Genomic DNA, 16,958 nt, shown 5'->3' on the forward strand with positions numbered 1-16,958 from the left:
TTGGCAGACGTAGGCGGTTTGGCTGGCAAGTAACAGAGCAATGTTATCGCATGTCGATTTTATATTAATTTGAGGATTAAGTCACATGCAGATAACGAACAAGCAAAAAGTATTGGACGCGGTTATTGATTTGCATAACCAAGAGCAGATAGTCACACGCGAAACGCTGTCTGACATACTTGATTTGAAGCTCATTAGTATTGATGAGAGCTTATCAACACTTACCAATGATGGTGAGATTCATCGCATACAGCGTGGCGTCTATGTGCCAACAGTTGAGCACAAGCCAGCTCGTATTATCAGTAAAATTGTACTGCCTGATGGTACGACTGTGATTGATGTTGGTGACACCATTGTTTTGACACTCACACCCAAAGAGGCACGAATTGTGGGCTCGCTGATGATGTGTGAAGCGATGCAGTATAGCAACATAGAGATAGGTCATCATGCAGCGCTTACGACTGCTAAAATGGATTTACAAACGAAAGAAATGCGCCGAGAAATTAGAGAGCTGCAAAAAAGGCTACCTGCCAGCAATCCTGCATAGTATCTTTCATTTTGAAAAGTGCGAACAAAGTATTCGTCGTTATTATACAAATACTGTCACCCTTCACCATCATGGTGAACGTCTGATAATAAAGCTCTTCAGCGTGACATGCTAGCTATTAGCTTAGGCTCTACATTTACTGTAGGGCCTTTTTATACACGAACAATATTTTTATAGAAGTATAATTTAACTACAGTTCATCTGGCCACCAACATTCTGACATACGCCACCTATAGAGGGAAAATAAGTGTTACCTGCACCCCTATTGTATCTTGTACCATTAGTGTCCCAGCAACCAGCCCCATCGCAATGAACAATTTGACCAGGTATAGATGATACGCTTGGTTTTGGTACTGAATAGCTTGATGTAGGCTTAGTAGAAATTTCTTGCACGGCTGGTAGTAGAGGTGCACGATTAGCTGCTACGTATTCTGCAATCTGTTTCGTACGTTGAGCTTCATAGTGTTTTTGGCTATCAGACTTCATAGCCTCTAGATCACGGCTTTGCTTTTCCTCATATTCTCTTTGAGTTATGGCATGTGCATTATCACGTTTAGCCTGATACTCATAAGCCCTATAACTCTTCAAATCTTTTTTGAAAGTGCTGAAAATATAAATTACTTCTGCTGTTGTACCTTCTTTTAAAATTCTTGCAATATTATCCTGCTCTTCTTCAGACTTGACCTGCGCCCAACCTTCAAACTCAGGACTTTCCATAACTTCATCTGCATCAGGATGAGCTTGATAAATAGCCTCGAAGTGCAGTTCGGCCGCTTTATCATCATTGGAATTGTTATCGATGAGTGCTATTACTTCTTCTTGGTTCTCAGCACGTATGTCCCACTCCCAAGGCTGGCTAGTATCAACCTCACTAGTCATCTCACTATTTTGATCTTCTCCAATGACAAAAGGTATGACGATAGACACAACTACCCCTAATATCATTAGCACAGCAATAGACAAAAAGTACTTCCTGAACAATCCTCTCTCGTACTGGTCGAATCCATCTTTAGGAATAAAATAAAAAATAATATGAACTAGAGGGCTAAATAGTATTGCTGCAATAGCCAATAATAAGCTATATCCCCACATGATTCGAATAGTTTGGAATAAGTACCAGAATGATACAACGATGATGACTAACGCTGCGAAGCTAAGTCCAAAAATTATAATACTACTCATGACCGGTCCTGCCCTAGTACGGCTTTGATACAGGAAGTATATTCTCTCCACTTACCTCATGTCTAATAATTATGAACATTAGTTATATCTTATAGGTATTACTTAAATCTTAGCCAATAAGATGCTCCTACAACACAGGCTGCTATTAGTGCTAACTCAAAAATACTGAGATCGTCTTCATCTTCGTACTGCTGAACTTGTACAGACTCTCTATAGTCTCCATCAGAATTAGCCTGTGCTGGCATGCATATTAATTTCAAAGCTATTAACATATAACCCGCAGTAATAAACACCTTCCGCATGACTGAATCTCCCCTTGCCTGATTTAATATTAAAAGTACTCCGAAATTTATAAAGTTACTAGCAGCAACTTTGACATTTCTGATTTAATTATCACTTCGTAAATATCATTACCAAAGTGCATTTGAGTAGCACGCACTCCTTCACTCGTGGCTTAGTTATATAAAGTAGCCGCCTTTTGAGTGACTTAAGAACGATTATGCGTGACCAGATATAGTCATGTAATCGTGCAAACTCACCCTCATAAGGTTCGACTTAACGCACTGCAATGTAGTCAAATGCATACATACAAAGGCATTGGAGTATGTAATGGGTGATAGATTGAAGGTAAATTGGGAAAGTGTTGAGCTTGCATATCGTGCAAATGTTAAGACAGTCGCGCAAATAGCAAAAGAATTTGGTCTTAAAGACAGTACGCTACGATCAAGGGCTAAACGCTATGGCTGGTCGCGTGACCTTGGTAAGCGTATTAGATTAGAAGCGGATAAGATTGTTAATGAAAACGCTATTAAGCGTGAAGTCGGACGCTTGGAGAATATGGATAACACTACTGTAGAGGAGAACGCCAAGCTTACCGCTAGTATTCGCATATCTCACCGAAAAGATATTGGCATAGCTCGCCAGCTATCCATGATGCTATTCGATGACTTGAGGGCCCAAATTGGTGCCGATAACCGCCAGCGCTTAGAAGACTTATTTATTGCAGCGCTACAAGCAGAAGTGGTAGATGCAAGTCAGCTCGAAGCTTATGAGCGTATCACATCCTTATCTAATCACGTCCGTGTCATGAAAGACCTCGCCGACACCATGACTAAGCTTGTCACGCTTGAACGTCAAGCATATGGCCTTGACGATGTTGATAGCTCGCCAGTCGACGCACTCACCGCACTGCTACACAGTATCGCTAATCGTAATGGCAATGCCCTTAGCGTAGTGAAAGATGACCCTGCATACGAGGGTGAGATAGATAACGTCGCAAGTAATACGATAGGTGTTAAAGCTGATGTTTATTAATCAGTAAGGAAAGACTATCTATCTCGCCTATATATAACATCCGCCGACGCAAAATTGCGTCGGCAAGAACATCCCACATAACCTCTTTGAAAGCACCTTATGAGCACCACTATAAGGTTTTAAGTATCACGCAATATTGCTCATACTGTACTCATAATCATTCAATTAGTGAGTAATATCATGTCTTTTGGACTAAAAATAGGCTTTAAACCTTCAGAAAAAGAAGAAAGAAAGAAACGTCGCGAGCAGTTCGATAACAGCAGAGCAAACCTAGGTTTTGGTGCCAAAGTAGGTCAAGGCGGCTTGCTTAGTTCAGGGCAACTTACTCAACAGGTTCGCCAACAAGCAGCGGTTCAGAAGCAAGGCCAATCGCTAACTCAACGGTCTCCGCAGATGGCGACACAGCAAGCTGCACAAGAACGCAATCAAGCACTTGCGGCCAGACATCAATCGAAAATAAATCAAAACAATAATCATACTGCCAACACACAGCAAGCTCGACAGGATATTGAAGAAATATTGAGCCTACCTGCAAGAGAGCAACCTAATGCTGTGGCTAAGATGCAGTCCAAGCCACCTAAGCCAGTCGCTTATCAAAGATCGGCACAGCCAAGCACGCAGGGACGTTCAACATCATCCCTTGCCGATACAGCTATTGACGCAGGACAGATTGCGTTCCGTGGAATGCCTTTAGTGTTGAATGGTGCCGATTTACTAAGCGGTGGTAGGATTAGTAGAGAGCTAAACAATGTTGCTGACGAAATGGGGAAGCTAAAGAGCACTTATCAAGCTCCCAGACAAGCTATGTCTCAAGCTGGTAAGAATGAAATTACAGAGCAGATGCAAGATTTAGGTATGAGCCTAAAGCTCCCTATGATTGGCAAACCTAGCAATGGTGAGGAAACATGGAACCCGAAAGATTATCCTTCCATATATTCAGCAAGGCAAGCACCAACACAAGACCCCATTGCTGAAACTTATGCTGAACAGCAAGTTAATAACGCACCAGTACGGCTAGGGTTTGATCCAGTTAACAATCCTCCGCCAATGAAAAATACTGTTAGTAACGGTGGCTTTGGCTTTCGTATACCGAACGCACCACGTCGAACTATGTCAGAGCGCCAAGAGCGTGACTCGTTACTACGTGATGCCAGTACCGCTTATAAAGGCTCGCAAAACGGCCAACTGACTGCTAAGCAGATGGAATTACGTGCAGGCATTATCGGCGCTGGTGATAAGTACAAAAATGATCAGTATGGCGCACAGCTAAGCGCAGCAAGCCAGATGGCCCAAGCGCAGATGTCGCAAGATGGTGCTAACCAGCGTGCGGTGCTAGGCGAGTTTGGTAGTAATAACCGAATTAATGCACAACTTGGCTTTGACGCTGGCAAGTTTCAACAAACTGCCGAACAACAGCAACAAGCAAATAATTTGGCCAGTCGTCGCTTGGATATTGAGCAAAGTAATTCCGACGTGGCAAACTTTGCGCCTAAGCAACTGAACGAGCTTTATAAGAAGTTTGATGCCGTACAAAGTGATGAGGATAGAAGCGCTATCGCTAAACAAATTCAATCGCTAAAAGGAACGCCTGATAAGAAGAGCAAGCCATTGGTTATTACTCAGACAGGTGAGTCACCAATACCAGGTGGATTGGGCGGTGTTAAGAAAAACCCATCGATCATCTACGATCAAGACACTGGTGAGTTTATTAACTTACCTAAAAAAGAGGTAAACTTCTCAGACCCTGAAGTCCTTGCGATCATAAATAACAGAGATTTAAGCGACGAAGAAATGCAATCTCAAATTGCGGCCCTATACAGTTGAGGTAAACACCAAGGGACAAGTACAAAGAAGATAAAAAAGATCCAGCCATGGAAGTTGTAAATCAGCGCAGTCAAGGGATTGCGCGTTTTATTAAAGAGAATAGAGCTGCGCCCAATAAAGGTATTGGTGGGCATGTTCGTGACACAGCGCTTAGTAGTTTATCAGGTGCTGTCGCAGTTCCTGAAATAGTGGTACAGGTATTCTGCCTTTTACGACTCAAATAGCTACTCTATGCGGTAGCGTTTGACTGATTTCCAATGAGTTATAGTCTGATTAAGAAAGTTAAGAAGCAATTAATTCGCTCCTAGTTTTTAACCTTATGTTTACAAGCATACCCAAAATAATGCCGATTTTAATGATTATTAATCTTTAAAACTATCTGGGAACTCAGTTTTTATAATAAAGTCGACTGTCGAGCGCTTCCACCATTTACGATTACCGATTTGCCTATCTGGTGGGTACTTATCCATATAATGAGCTTTAAACGTGCGCGTGTCTTTAAAGCCACATTCGGTCGCCACTTCTCGTAAGTTTAACCACTTAATCATTTCTTCACCTTATTAATATAGAGATCATCATTCTTGCTTAAGCAAATCATGCCAACTGTTGTATTACTGTGCAGAGCTTGCTTTCCAGCCAATGATTATTCACTAACAGATGGTTATCTATATTCTGAAGTGCAACGATAGGCGGGCGGGCTTGTTAGATACTCATCTAAATCATGCTTGTAGTAAACAACGCATCTATGGCTAGGTTTAAAGAAAGGTATGCCATTAGTATCTTCACATCGCATCTTTTGCAGGGTTGCCGTTGATATGCCAAGATAGCTTGCTGCGTATTCAGGCGTCAGTGGTGTGTCCGGTGGATTGTTAACAACGAACTGCTTCATCTTAATTTTTTCGTCTTCAGTGACGTTCTTCCATAGTTGCTTAGCCATTGTCGCTCTCCTTATTAACACTTACCTACGCTTGCTTAACTGACTATAGCTCCTAAGACCGTGTCGAATAGCTTCGCTCAAATCTGAACCGTATCAGGGTGTAAAAAAGTTAACACCCTAAGATCTAAGTACATGATATCAATCATGACTCAAATCTGAATTATCTACTCTTTTTATCAAACTGCCCTTGTCAGTATAAGCGACCACCTCAAATTGAGGATGTTAATTTTAAGGGGTCCATCATTACGATGAACGGTCAACACCACACTTTCGACTGGCAAAAAACAAGAGTCTCCCCAAGAAGTTAGGCACCCAATAATGAGGCTGTCGATTGCTATTACCAGTAATCAATCCTACACTCAATTTGAGGTTGGCGGTAAGATGTTTTCACTACTAGGGCGTACCATTTAGTACGCTCTGAATCGTAAGCGCCTGATACTACTGATAATTCAAAAGTGGTTTACCTATTTTCTTAATACTGATCGGCACTTACTATCACGTATGATATGAAGCTGCATCACCTACATGCTCGCCTGTACGGACAGAACCACCACATAGCTAAAGGGCGTTTTAATTATTTTAGCTTGAGAGGATCGCTTTTATGGCTAGTGCTAAGTATTGCGCCAGAGAGCATGGACTACGGGGTTCACGACTTAATGACGAATACCCAAGGCGACGAAACCCGTAATCTCACTGAACTACCGCCAGTGGCTCAAATTCCCACAGCAACCAAATCGACCAAGGTTTTGAGGAGACCTTATACTGTTTTAGATATAAAAAACTTAGAACGTTGCTGGAACGTCTCGTTGACGTATTGGAACAAATTGCGACTATTCAAACATAACTTTGCACAGACAACGCAAAATTGCGTTGGCAATGTAGCCAGTACTTACAACTTCTTCAAAGTGAGAAGCCCTGCTCAACTTTGGGCAGGGGTTATTAAAAGCTTATTAGTCAGTATCAACATGCCAGCACTCAATTACGCACCTTAAGTATTGAATGAATACACCTGATCAACATGTTCCCCACTGGAGTTTATGGCCTAAATAAAGCTGGCGAGATCTGCCTAAGCTTTGGAATATCGATGATAATTGAAATCATAGGAGTGTCGTAGATATTACGATACCTATCTATAAGCAAACGTCTTCCCGCTAGGGTCAGCGTATTCAGTATCTTTATTAATAGAGTGTGCTAAAAATCAGCATCCCTTTAATAATCCAGGATTTGAAGTTCTGAATGAGTGGCTCTAACCGTCGCTGGCGATTATAACCCAACTTCCGCCAATGACGGAAGTTATACAAAATCAGTTGTTTAGAACAGTTATGATTCAAAGATTATTCCCACTAATGGTGGAAGCGCGAGGTATGAGTAAATAGATGGGTCCAGTTTTGGACGTATTGTGATTAAATACACTCTCCACTGCGGGTTGAAGAGTTAAGGTGAATTATTGTTACTCCCCAATTTTGGAGAGTGTGATTATTCATCCTCAAATTGAGGTTGGATGTATAACGGGATTCGCATTTGGAATCTCACCCTTCCCCAGCTTTGGGGGAGGCTGGCGAGTCCATAACAGATGTCATCTTTAGGTAGCATTCCTACACATCCTCAATCTGTGGAAGTCAGAAATCACTGGAACAATTCACTGCTCAAAATTGAGCAATGGCTGGCAAGCTGATATCACTATCCATTTCTGGATATTGGGGTTCGACATGATGAAGATCGATATTCTTGCCAGCAACTTACTTGGGCAATGAAAGCTCACTCAATACTAGGTGAAGCAGTACTTCTATACTATTCATCGAAATCCAAGATATAGTTTTCATTAAAATTAGGATGAATAAGATCGACTTTTTCAAAAAAATCATCCTTATCTTTAGAGAGTTTCATTAACGTCACAATAGAAGCCAAATGCTCTCTGAGTTTAGGATGCCCAACATCATTAGTAAGTGTTTGATGCAACTTAGTACTTTTTTTTCCCAACTTATTAGCTTGCTTCTTCAATTCAGGAAGTATCTCTGGCGCCAACTTCTTATAAATAACTTTATTGGTAACTTTGCCAAAAAATTGAGGCCTAAAATTCTTTTGTTTTGGGTTTGGATAATCATAGCCATACAATCTAAATAACTGCTTGTAATATTCGTCAGGGAAAGTCTTAATCCAAGGTTGTAGTTCCTTAGCTACAAATTCTTCAAAAATTTTAGCTAATGCATCTTTTGATCGAGCATCTTGATACCCTGTAGCTTCATCAACTAGAGCTACGATACCTATATGAGCCAAACCTCGCATAAGTATTTCAGCTTTTTTTGCCCTAGCCAACTGACTGGGTTGAAGTGCGCCAGCATCTTTAGCCTTCAACCATACTTCACAAACTTTTGGCAAGATAGTAGCATCAAAGCCAGTGTTCACCGTGTCGTTTACAACGTATTGAATAGTTTCAAGGTACCCATCCTCAAAAACCTCTTGGATAAAGGGCTCAAGAGCTTTTGACGCTAAGAAAAGAGGCACAGGTACCCCTGTGTTTTTCTCTAATTCACTTCTTATTCTTCGACCTTTACCACCAGTTGTTCCAAAATTATTTTGTATTCCATGCTCACTAATAATTCGTCGCCCATCATCTAGAATATAACAAGGCATGCTCATATTTCCGATATTCAGCTCACCTTTATATATCACTTTGCTCAGAGAGCTGCGTAACTTTCGAGCCTCTACACCCTTCATTGCTCTTTCTCTTCTTTGAGCTGCTGTCATTTTATTAGCTACAGCTATACCACCCTTTTCTCTACCCATTACCATCACCTATTATATGAATCAGTATTTCACATAATACAATGCAAGTATTTAACTTGCAATAACATAATTATTAGTTCTTTGGTTACATTCTACAATTAATAATAGTTTTATATCTAAGACAAAAAACCACTCAATGGAGAGTTGCATAGGATTGATATAATTAGGAGTTAATAATTATAAACATAAGTTATATTCGTATTGATAAATGCATCATGCGGTGATATGTTCAGATCTATATTATTTGATTATGAAGGTAGTAGGCTATGAAAATGTGGTCAGCGTTTGTAGTATCTATGCTAATGATTACGCCAATCTTAAAGGCGAATGCTCAGAACTATCCTTGCTCTAAAAGCATGGGTGGTGTCTCGCATTGTAAGGATGGTAAGTTTGTTTGTAAGAATGGAAAAATTAGTCAGTCTAAGAAGGTTTGTAGTTAATTCACTAAGTGAAGGTTTTTGCGCCATGCTAGAAAAATTATATGAGATTTTGCAATATAGCATTCGCGGCGGAGTCTATGCAGCAATTTTGATATCACTTGCCACATCGCTTCTTTTTATTAACTCTTGGTTATATAAAGCTAATGAAGTTGGTCCGGTGATATTGCTGTCTAAATATATAGCTCGGGGACTTCTGTTACTATCATTGGGTTCGTTAATGGCTGCAGCTGTTATATGGTTAACAACTTGGATAAGTGACTATCGGTCCAAATATCTGTCGAGCCTGGTTAGAAGATAGGTGTATTAAACAACAAAAAACCGCCAATCATGGTGGCGGTTCTAAGCAATTATGTGGAGGAAGGCTGAATGGAGGATGCCTATCCAAAGAGACAATTTCAATAGAATCATCCCCCTTCTTATAGTGTAATATATACTCTGAAGTCTTATATTTACCGCAGAAAGAATCTTTATAAGAAGGAATTCCAATATGATAGTGCCAAAGATTGTACTTTTTCACTAACGCCATTTTACTAGCAAAAAAAGGATCATCATTAGGAAATCCATCAGAACGCTTGTTCTTTCCTGGTAATAACTCAAAATCATGTTCCATTACATGAATAGCGAAGTCTAGTATTTTCTGTCTATCTTGTTCAGAAAAATTAAGCAGATGTTTCTTTATCTCTTTACCAAACGTCACCTTCACCTATTAACCCTCTGCTAACCACTTATCGAACTGAGCTAAGGTTTTAATGTCATTTGGCATTTCAACAAACTCAGTATCTAACATTCGTTCCATACACTCTAAATCAAAATTGAATTCTTCGCAATTTAGTTTAGCAGTGAAAAAACTCTTAATACTATCTTTAGTAATCACTTCATCTCGCTGTGTATTTTTCCAAGGAGTTTCATCATGCGTCATTTCTCTCAATTTCCAACCAGAGAACTTGGCGTAATCACGGCATACAAACTCTAAAACCTCCTTAGTTTTTTCTGAGAACTTATTCATATTAAAATCAGGAGTCGGTTGTATAATTTGGTTTGTATAATGTTTGAATTGATGATAGATGCAGGGTACGACAGTACCATGTTCCCAGTTCACAATATCTTCATTGAATAACGGTTCGCCATATAAAGCTAGATTATACCCTTGTGCGTAATAAAGTAATTTTTGTAGCTTAAGGTTAGTAACGTCATCAAGCTGTCCACCATAAGAATGGTTGATAAAGTATTGTGCAATATCTAATGCAGATTTCATATTGCTCTCCTTTTCTCTTGACATAACCTGAATTGGTTTAAATTATTATAACATTTCGAATAATATTTCATTGTAAAGTTATGGAAAAAAATCGCAATTGTAGTAAAAAAATCGAAATTATAGGAAAAAAATCGAAATTGTAGTAAAAAAATCAAAATTGTAGGAAAAAAATCGAAATTATAGGAAAAAAATCGAAATTGTAGTAAAAAAATCAAAATTGTAGGAAAAAATTTAGATTTCTGTTTGTTTTATATCTTTAGGAGCAGTTTTGTTGAGCGGAATGCCGATATCGGATTTATCGGCAAAGCTTACAAGTTTCAAATATGCTGTACGACAGAGCTCTTGATTAAACCCGCATGATATTTCATCTAATACAGTAAACGGGTAAGACGTATTATGATCAGATCCCCAAAATATTTCATTTACTACAGCAGAGTCTGAACCAGTGTTTTCATCTTGGACAGGAGTGCATGCGACTATTGATAATTAACCACTTAGGCATAATGCTAGTTTTTTAACCTATCTAATTCACTAAGGAATGCTGTTACTAGTTCTCCTGATACAAATACTACCTTAGACTGCTTTCCAGAGAGCTTTAGTTCAAACCCTTCTGTATTTTTCCTAAGAAAATCTTCATCTACTGAAACCCCGACCGTCTCTTTCAGTATGCAACCTAACCCCAAGCTTTTACCAGCACAGTCAGCCTCTTTATCTATTAAAATCACTCAAAAATATACAACAGATCACACTAAAGCTATTAGCCACCTGGGCAGATTGATTCGCATGGTACACCATCCTGATCGCCATCAATCTGTGTATTTCCACATGCAAGTTGCTGCTGTGCTTCTACACAAGTCGTTATCTGACCACAGGTTTTCTTAATAAAGTTACTGCAGATAGCACCAGCAGGTGGCAAAGGAATAATGATACCAGAACCATTAGAAGTACCTGCGCTAGGCTTGCTATAGCATTTACTCGCACCTTTTGATGGTAAGCGATCATTATTAAAGTTAAGGTCAGAGCTATTTTTGCCGCTTCGATAATCTGATGGTTTTATAGGATATCGATTTGCCCACAAACCTCTACCATTTGATCGCGCTACAATTTCAGCATTGGAGTATTCAATGCGATCGTAAGGTGTCTGACTGCTTTGATATTCCTTATAGTGCCAAGCTGCACCTTCTTGCAACTGATTGAGGTTACAGTCCACATTGTTAGCAATGACCTTGCCAAGCAGGCGATCATACCTATCTCTTTCAATCCACTCGATAGTAACAATTGCATTGCTCACACACTGCGATAAGGCTGTAGTGCTTTCTATCCCGTACTCTTGTGCCGATTCTGGTGCGTCAATCCCTAATAAGCGCACACGTTCGCTTTGCCCTGATAATGGAGTAACTTCTACAGTATCACCATCAATGACACGGACACTGCTAACATTCAGGATATTAGGTTCAAAGCATTTGTCAGCACTATCATTGTTAGAACCTGAGCTGCCAACAATTACGTCTGTAGAGCCTGTAGTAGCATCTCTCTTGGCATCAATATCATCATAACCACCGCCACATCCAACAAGAGCTAGAACTAAACCAACGACTGCTACGTACCTCATGACCATTCACCAAGATAATATTTACCTAACTGTAAACGATGGGTAACTTTTGAGCAAATGTTTAGATATGTTATTTATGAGTTTTACATGTAATAGATAATATTAGATGATTGAATAATGGGAAGATCAGTCAGACTTTAAGTCGAGTCAAAACACGTTTCTTGTCAGCAGTTACTCAATATTTTCGGATGCTCAAACCAATTGAACTTATGGCCACCTTCTAATCTCATACGCTCATCATCAAGATGAACGGTAATCACAAGACACTATGTCACTTGAATGCATGTTAAAATCCATTTATGATTTAATCCCATCCGCCATTAGCGGTTTGGATAAAAAGAAGCTCAACGGTTAAAGATGTTGAGCTATTTTCTTGTTTATAGATATATTTACTTAAATGCAAATAGCGGTAGTCGAAAGTTGTTAAATCTGTTGTTAAAATTATTTATATAAAACCTACAGACCTTATTCAACAATACTTACCTCGATATGATCTACTCCCGCCGAGCGCACCAATTATGATGTTTACACCCTCGCTCCATCAATTCCTTAGTACTATCCTAAACTGCTCTACTCATCAAACCTACATGTCAAAATGTTGGCAGTCTTTCTGTGCGCGCATACCTCTAGTGCTCTCACCTATATAAAACTCACTCTGCGTCTTGTAAGTTAGCTGTTAGCTGAGCACGGCTAGGCACACGGTGATAATTAATTACTGGTACCTCACCCAAACGACGCTGACCTTCAGCAATTTTTTTATCAATGGTAATCATCGCAATTTTTTTGCCTTGTTTGCTAACGAGCAAGTGATTTGCCTTACGAGTGACTCGATAATCAGGAAAGTACTGCTTTAATAATGCGGATGTTTTTTGCAGGGCATCATTCGGTACTGTATTTTTTGACTTTGCACTACCGTGCTTTTCGCCTGCTTTTGCCCCGCGCGATTTCGCCACCAACCATAAGGCCACGATGATGGCGAACAATATGACAAGCCACCAAATTCCGTCTATCATAAGAAAAAATATCCATTACTAACAAGGGTTGGCTCATGTTAGCAGAATTATCACCAGCGGTAATAGCAGAAGTAAAACTTGCGGCAACATTGTTGGCATCGAAAGAGCGTATTTGCATTTTGACAGGGGCCGGTATTTCAGCCGAAAGTGGTATTCCGACGTTTCGAGATAAGCAAACGGGCTTGTGGGAGAATTACCGCGCGGAAGACTTGGCAACCCCTGAAGCATTCACTCGTGATCCAAAGCTAGTATGGTCATGGTATCAATGGCGCAGGCAGATGGTCGCAGATAAAGCACCAAATCCAGCCCATCATGCATTGGCTGAGTGGCAGTATCATGCGCAAACCTCCGATCAGCAAGTCACACTTATCACGCAAAATGTCGATGATTTGCACGAGCAAGCTGGTAGTTCGGTAACTCATCTGCACGGTCATCTGTGGCGTAATCGCTGTGGTCAGTGTGAGATACCTTATCCAGAACAATCAAGAGCCGCCTATATTAAGCAAGATACTATACGTTTTGATGATAAGCTGATTACTTGTCCGCACTGTGAAGGCTATATCAGACCAGATATTGTGTGGTTTGGTGAAGCCTTGCCCGTAAAAGCATGGCAGACTGCCGAAGAGGCTGCAGCTAACTGTGATGTGTTTATCAGTATCGGTACCTCAAGCTTGGTTTATCCTGCAGCTGGACTGTCACAGTTAGCCAAGCAAAACGGTGCGCAAGTTATTGAGATAAACCCTGACCCAACACCGAATACCATTGTTGATATCACGCTAATAGAAAAAGCTGGAGTGATTTTGCCGTTACTTATAGAAGAGATTACTGCTTTATAATTGCGACTGCTTATAAATGTCATTATCTGATAAACAATAAAAAGGCTTAACGATTGCTATCAACCGTTAAGCCTTTACTACTAAAAATAAGCTCGCTAAAGCTTATTGCAATGCCGCGTCCACTCTCGCCAAGTAATCTTCTTTTAACTCGTCGCTGATAAATGCCGATTTAAAAGAGTTTTTTACTAACGTAATAACATCTTCTTCTGTTATCGGCAGATTCTCATGCAGATTAATAAAGTTTTGATTCACGTAGCCTTTGAAATAGGCAGGATCATCTGAGTTAACGCTGATATTTAGACCGTAATCCAAAAGCTCTTTGATATTATGCTCTTTGTAATTATCAAAAACTCGCAGTTCGATATTTGAGTTCGGGCAAACGGTCAGCGGCATTTGCTCATCTTTGAGTCTTTGCATCAACTCTGGGCTTTTTATCGATTGCACCCCATGGTCGATTCGATTGATATTCAATAAGTCCAATGCTTCGTAAATATACGAAAAATCAGCCTCTTCACCCGCATGGGCGACCAGTTTAAACCCTTCTTCTTTGGCTTTTTCGAATACGTCTTTGAACTTCGATGGTGGATTGCCAAGCTCCGATGAGTCCAGACCGACACCGATGATGTCATCTTTATAGTCCAGCGCTTGCTCTAATGTCTCAAACGCTTCTTCTTGTGATAAATGGCGCAAGAAACACATGATGATACAAGAGGTGATGCCGTACTTTTCTTTGGCATCCGCAAGCGCTTCTTTGATACCTGTAATTACCGCTTCAAAAGACACGCCTCGTTCAGTATGTGTCTGCGGGTCGAAGAATATTTCAGTGTGGATGACATTGTCTTCAACGCACTTAAGAATATATTCCCACGTCAAATCATAAAAATCATCTTTGGTCAGTAAGACATTCGCGCCGGCATAGTAGATATCTAAAAAACTTTGCAAATTATTAAAATTATAGGCGGCACGCACGTCTTCTACGCTGTCATAAGGAATCTCTACGTTGTTCTTTTTTGCCAGTCTAAACATCAGCTCGGGTTCTAATGACCCTTCGATGTGTAAATGAAGTTCCGCTTTTGGTAGTTTCTGTATTAAATCAATCATAGTATTCCAATAATGGTGTTATCGAGACGCGCTGTGGACAATTTATATATATTCGCACCCTCTTTAGACGGTACGAATATTTTACGTGCGATATTTTAGCATCAAAACGCTAGAGACGAGAACAGGCACCTTCGACTCTATCAATCATGTGTTTAGAGATGCCGTGTGACTATTTTAGAAATACCACGGTGTCAGACAGCTCATTGCCTGCTGGATTTTGCTCAAGCTGATAGTACTGGCGCAGCACTTGTCCCACTTCATCCAACAATTCAGCCAAACTCTCTTCTGTTTTCTTATTACTGATACCTGATACTGCTTTTTCGCACATGGCACGCCAGACGGTTGGGCTTACGTGAGTGCTGATACCGCGGTCAGCCACAATCTCTAATTGATGCTCGCAAATATTGACATAGATCAAGACGCCAGTGTTTTCTTCGGTATCCCAGATTCGATACTCACTGAACAAGTCAATGGCGCGCTCGCGGCAATCCATATGATAAGCGTCTTGAATTGGCAAATGGTTTTCGACAATCAAAAACACCTCACCGCGATGTCCACGCTCAGCACGTGTCACCTCATCTGTCAGCCGTGCCTTGGCTTCTGCTGTCAGCCACTTACTATGCAGCAAAGGTACAAACAAGACCTGACGCCACCATCGAGCAAAGCTAGAAGTTGAAGCATGGTTTTCTGCCATTATATTTTTCCTCAATTACGTCATTTTTGATGGTTATTTGGGTCTATTTACTGGGACTCTGTTTTTGGCTTTTATTAATTTGAGTCTTTACTAATCTGAGCTTCTAATAACTAAGCTGAGCTTTTAATAAATAGACACTTACCACGAGCCACCAGCACCGCCACCGCCGAAGCCGCCGCCACCACCACCAAAGCCGCCGCCGCCAAAACCACCACCACTACTGCCCCCACCCATACCGGGTAAGAAAATCATGCCACCGCCTCTGCGTCCACCTTTACCACCGCCGCCTTTGCCACCACCGCCGCCACGCGAGATCAAAAACAGCCATATAAATATCGCCATAATTAATGTCATAAAGAAGCCGCCACCCAGCGCCAACGAACCCGCAAAAAAGCCACCTGCCGTGATAATAGAACCAAATACTCGGCCTAAGATGTTGGTAATAAAACTACCAAATATCATAGCCATAATAAATAAGAAAATAGGTGATGGTAGCTCATCTGAGCCTTGCTCGTCACTACGCTCAGCAGCTTGCGCATCAGCACGCGCCAATACATCAGGATCAGCAGTTAGACGTGCCTTGAGTGCATCCACGCCAGCCAGTATCCCAGCGCCATAGTCATTTTGCTTAAACAATGGTGTGATGTCTTCACGGATGATACGGTTGACCGCCGCATCTGGCAACACACCCTCTAAGCCATAGCCGGTTAGGATATACATGTCACGGTCATTAACTGCAACGACGATTAGCAGACCATCATCAATGTCCTTGTCGCCCAATTGCCATTTTTCAGCTACTTGTAAGGCATAATCAAATATAGGCAGACCATTGGTGGTCGGTACGATAACGACCGCCGCCTGTGCCAAACCTTGCTGATAGATATCTCTCAGCTGCGCCTCTAAGCGCTGCTTTTCTTGCGGATTTAAGATATTAGCCTGATCAACGACCGGCTCGTTGAGTATCAGTTTGTCAGCATTAACGCTCTGGGCACTTGAGGTTACTGGTGGCTGAGCTTGCGCTTGCGCACTAGCGGTTGCCTCATCATTTGCCGCGCTTTGGTTAATAGCGTCATTACCAAGCACCGCACCATTGATGGCGTCATTATTCAACACTGCATCATTGATCGCTTCATTGGATTCCCCAGCTTTGGCAATGGCCACCAAGTCTTCGACACTACGGTTTTGTAGATTCGAGGTGTTATCTGTCGCCGCAGTATTATTGCCAGCATCGGTATTGGGCGCAGCATACAGCACTGATGCACCGCTGACGCTCAGTGTAAACAGTAATGCTGATAAGATTGCTTTTGAATTATTCATCTAATCTCTACCACCTCAAATGACATCTTTATAAATTAATAGACATTAACTAATAGTCATCAGCTAAATAAATAGAGCGGCATACACCGCTCTATTTTT

The 16,958-nt window shown here is 40.9% G+C and carries 18 protein-coding genes; 7 read left to right on the forward strand and 11 right to left on the reverse strand.

The window, feature by feature from the left end; translation table 11 throughout:
• Positions 1 to 85 precede the first annotated feature (85 nt).
• Complete coding sequence (locus tag ACTXGK_RS27265) at positions 86 to 547, forward strand: hypothetical protein (protein WP_443517490.1); 462 nt, start codon at positions 86 to 88, stop codon at positions 545 to 547.
• Between the two features lie 186 nt (positions 548 to 733).
• Here the strand turns inward: ACTXGK_RS27265 and ACTXGK_RS27270 are convergent, their stop codons facing one another.
• Complete coding sequence (locus tag ACTXGK_RS27270; protein ID WP_443517491.1) at positions 734 to 1,729, reverse strand: energy-coupling factor transporter transmembrane component T family protein; 996 nt, start codon at positions 1,727 to 1,729, stop codon at positions 734 to 736.
• A gap of 609 nt (positions 1,730 to 2,338) precedes the next feature.
• On the opposite strand from ACTXGK_RS27270, the gene ACTXGK_RS27275 reads away from it, so the two are divergent.
• From ACTXGK_RS27275 to ACTXGK_RS27285, 3 genes are all read left to right on the forward strand, one after another.
• On the forward strand, positions 2,339 to 3,043 hold the full coding sequence (locus ACTXGK_RS27275; RefSeq protein WP_443517492.1) for a hypothetical protein: 705 nt from the start codon (positions 2,339 to 2,341) through the stop codon (positions 3,041 to 3,043).
• A gap of 180 nt (positions 3,044 to 3,223) precedes the next feature.
• On the forward strand, positions 3,224 to 4,867 hold the full coding sequence (locus ACTXGK_RS27280; protein WP_443517493.1) for a hypothetical protein: 1,644 nt from the start codon (positions 3,224 to 3,226) through the stop codon (positions 4,865 to 4,867).
• Between the two features lie 47 nt (positions 4,868 to 4,914).
• Positions 4,915 to 5,091, forward strand: a complete 177-nt coding sequence (locus tag ACTXGK_RS27285; RefSeq protein WP_443517494.1) for a hypothetical protein — start codon at positions 4,915 to 4,917, stop codon at positions 5,089 to 5,091.
• Between the two features lie 138 nt (positions 5,092 to 5,229).
• Here the strand turns inward: ACTXGK_RS27285 and ACTXGK_RS27290 are convergent, their stop codons facing one another.
• Positions 5,230 to 5,415 (reverse strand): hypothetical protein, encoded by a 186-nt coding sequence (locus tag ACTXGK_RS27290; protein ID WP_443517495.1) that lies wholly within the window; start codon positions 5,413 to 5,415, stop codon positions 5,230 to 5,232.
• Positions 5,416 to 5,528: 113 nt separating this feature from the next.
• Positions 5,529 to 5,804, reverse strand: coding sequence for a helix-turn-helix domain-containing protein (locus ACTXGK_RS27295; RefSeq protein ID WP_443517496.1), 276 nt, complete (start codon positions 5,802 to 5,804; stop codon positions 5,529 to 5,531).
• A gap of 656 nt (positions 5,805 to 6,460) precedes the next feature.
• Here ACTXGK_RS27295 and ACTXGK_RS27300 point away from each other — a divergent pair.
• Complete coding sequence (locus ACTXGK_RS27300) at positions 6,461 to 6,796, forward strand: hypothetical protein (protein ID WP_443517497.1); 336 nt, start codon at positions 6,461 to 6,463, stop codon at positions 6,794 to 6,796.
• Between the two features lie 799 nt (positions 6,797 to 7,595).
• Here ACTXGK_RS27300 and ACTXGK_RS27305 read toward each other — a convergent pair.
• On the reverse strand, positions 7,596 to 8,591 hold the full coding sequence (locus tag ACTXGK_RS27305) for a P63C domain-containing protein (protein ID WP_443517498.1): 996 nt from the start codon (positions 8,589 to 8,591) through the stop codon (positions 7,596 to 7,598).
• 266 nt (positions 8,592 to 8,857) lie between these two features.
• On the opposite strand from ACTXGK_RS27305, the gene ACTXGK_RS27310 reads away from it, so the two are divergent.
• The gene (locus ACTXGK_RS27310; RefSeq protein WP_443517499.1) at positions 8,858 to 9,031 is read left to right on the forward strand and encodes a YdcA family protein; all 174 of its coding nucleotides are present in this window, start codon (positions 8,858 to 8,860) and stop codon (positions 9,029 to 9,031) included.
• A gap of 325 nt (positions 9,032 to 9,356) precedes the next feature.
• Here the strand turns inward: ACTXGK_RS27310 and ACTXGK_RS27315 are convergent, their stop codons facing one another.
• The 4 genes from ACTXGK_RS27315 to ACTXGK_RS27330 form a co-directional block, all read right to left on the reverse strand.
• A complete protein-coding gene (locus ACTXGK_RS27315) occupies positions 9,357 to 9,734 on the reverse strand; it encodes a hypothetical protein (RefSeq protein WP_443517500.1) in 378 nt (125 codons plus the stop codon).
• Between the two features lie 3 nt (positions 9,735 to 9,737).
• Positions 9,738 to 10,286, reverse strand: coding sequence for a Panacea domain-containing protein (locus ACTXGK_RS27320; protein ID WP_443517501.1), 549 nt, complete (start codon positions 10,284 to 10,286; stop codon positions 9,738 to 9,740).
• 757 nt (positions 10,287 to 11,043) lie between these two features.
• Positions 11,044 to 11,898, reverse strand: a complete 855-nt coding sequence (locus ACTXGK_RS27325) for a thermonuclease family protein (protein WP_443517502.1) — start codon at positions 11,896 to 11,898, stop codon at positions 11,044 to 11,046.
• A gap of 650 nt (positions 11,899 to 12,548) precedes the next feature.
• Positions 12,549 to 12,911, reverse strand: a complete 363-nt coding sequence (locus tag ACTXGK_RS27330) for a hypothetical protein (RefSeq protein WP_443517503.1) — start codon at positions 12,909 to 12,911, stop codon at positions 12,549 to 12,551.
• A gap of 35 nt (positions 12,912 to 12,946) precedes the next feature.
• Between ACTXGK_RS27330 and ACTXGK_RS27335 the strand changes: the two genes are divergently transcribed.
• Positions 12,947 to 13,747 (forward strand): NAD-dependent deacylase, encoded by an 801-nt coding sequence (locus ACTXGK_RS27335; RefSeq protein WP_443517504.1) that lies wholly within the window; start codon positions 12,947 to 12,949, stop codon positions 13,745 to 13,747.
• Positions 13,748 to 13,849: 102 nt separating this feature from the next.
• Here ACTXGK_RS27335 and ACTXGK_RS27340 read toward each other — a convergent pair whose 3' ends face one another.
• The 3 genes from ACTXGK_RS27340 to ACTXGK_RS27350 form a co-directional block, all read right to left on the reverse strand.
• On the reverse strand, positions 13,850 to 14,848 hold the full coding sequence (locus ACTXGK_RS27340) for an adenosine deaminase (RefSeq protein ID WP_443517505.1): 999 nt from the start codon (positions 14,846 to 14,848) through the stop codon (positions 13,850 to 13,852).
• Between the two features lie 169 nt (positions 14,849 to 15,017).
• Positions 15,018 to 15,542 carry a TPM domain-containing protein gene (locus tag ACTXGK_RS27345; RefSeq protein WP_443517506.1) on the reverse strand — a complete coding sequence of 175 codons (525 nt, stop codon included), beginning with the start codon at positions 15,540 to 15,542 and terminating at the stop codon, positions 15,018 to 15,020.
• Between the two features lie 138 nt (positions 15,543 to 15,680).
• The gene (locus ACTXGK_RS27350; protein WP_443517507.1) at positions 15,681 to 16,859 is read right to left on the reverse strand and encodes a TPM domain-containing protein; all 1,179 of its coding nucleotides are present in this window, start codon (positions 16,857 to 16,859) and stop codon (positions 15,681 to 15,683) included.
• Between the last annotated feature and the right edge of the window lie 99 nt (positions 16,860 to 16,958).

It is taken from the genome of Psychrobacter sp. T6-5, assembly GCF_052258485.2.
GTDB lineage: Bacteria > Pseudomonadota > Gammaproteobacteria > Pseudomonadales > Moraxellaceae > Psychrobacter.

What these genes read in the sequence shown, in the direction of transcription:
- ACTXGK_RS27350 (WP_443517507.1), bottom strand. Translation starts at nt 16,859, where the DNA reads ATGAATAATTCAAAAGCAATCTTATCAGCATTACTGTTTACACTGAGC.
- ACTXGK_RS27270 (WP_443517491.1), bottom strand. Translation starts at nt 1,729, where the DNA reads ATGAGTAGTATTATAATTTTTGGACTTAGCTTCGCAGCGTTAGTCATC.
- ACTXGK_RS27310 (WP_443517499.1), top strand. Translation starts at nt 8,858, where the DNA reads ATGAAAATGTGGTCAGCGTTTGTAGTATCTATGCTAATGATTACGCCA.
- ACTXGK_RS27290 (WP_443517495.1), bottom strand. Translation starts at nt 5,415, where the DNA reads ATGATTAAGTGGTTAAACTTACGAGAAGTGGCGACCGAATGTGGCTTT.
- ACTXGK_RS27325 (WP_443517502.1), bottom strand. Translation starts at nt 11,898, where the DNA reads ATGAGGTACGTAGCAGTCGTTGGTTTAGTTCTAGCTCTTGTTGGATGT.
- ACTXGK_RS27340 (WP_443517505.1), bottom strand. Translation starts at nt 14,848, where the DNA reads ATGATTGATTTAATACAGAAACTACCAAAAGCGGAACTTCATTTACAC.
- ACTXGK_RS27345 (WP_443517506.1), bottom strand. Translation starts at nt 15,542, where the DNA reads ATGGCAGAAAACCATGCTTCAACTTCTAGCTTTGCTCGATGGTGGCGT.
- ACTXGK_RS27305 (WP_443517498.1), bottom strand. Translation starts at nt 8,591, where the DNA reads ATGGGTAGAGAAAAGGGTGGTATAGCTGTAGCTAATAAAATGACAGCA.
- ACTXGK_RS27275 (WP_443517492.1), top strand. Translation starts at nt 2,339, where the DNA reads ATGGGTGATAGATTGAAGGTAAATTGGGAAAGTGTTGAGCTTGCATAT.
- ACTXGK_RS27295 (WP_443517496.1), bottom strand. Translation starts at nt 5,804, where the DNA reads ATGGCTAAGCAACTATGGAAGAACGTCACTGAAGACGAAAAAATTAAG.
- ACTXGK_RS27320 (WP_443517501.1), bottom strand. Translation starts at nt 10,286, where the DNA reads ATGAAATCTGCATTAGATATTGCACAATACTTTATCAACCATTCTTAT.
- ACTXGK_RS27330 (WP_443517503.1), bottom strand. Translation starts at nt 12,911, where the DNA reads ATGATAGACGGAATTTGGTGGCTTGTCATATTGTTCGCCATCATCGTG.
- ACTXGK_RS27335 (WP_443517504.1), top strand. Translation starts at nt 12,947, where the DNA reads ATGTTAGCAGAATTATCACCAGCGGTAATAGCAGAAGTAAAACTTGCG.
- ACTXGK_RS27300 (WP_443517497.1), top strand. Translation starts at nt 6,461, where the DNA reads ATGACGAATACCCAAGGCGACGAAACCCGTAATCTCACTGAACTACCG.
- ACTXGK_RS27285 (WP_443517494.1), top strand. Translation starts at nt 4,915, where the DNA reads ATGGAAGTTGTAAATCAGCGCAGTCAAGGGATTGCGCGTTTTATTAAA.
- ACTXGK_RS27265 (WP_443517490.1), top strand. Translation starts at nt 86, where the DNA reads ATGCAGATAACGAACAAGCAAAAAGTATTGGACGCGGTTATTGATTTG.
- ACTXGK_RS27280 (WP_443517493.1), top strand. Translation starts at nt 3,224, where the DNA reads ATGTCTTTTGGACTAAAAATAGGCTTTAAACCTTCAGAAAAAGAAGAA.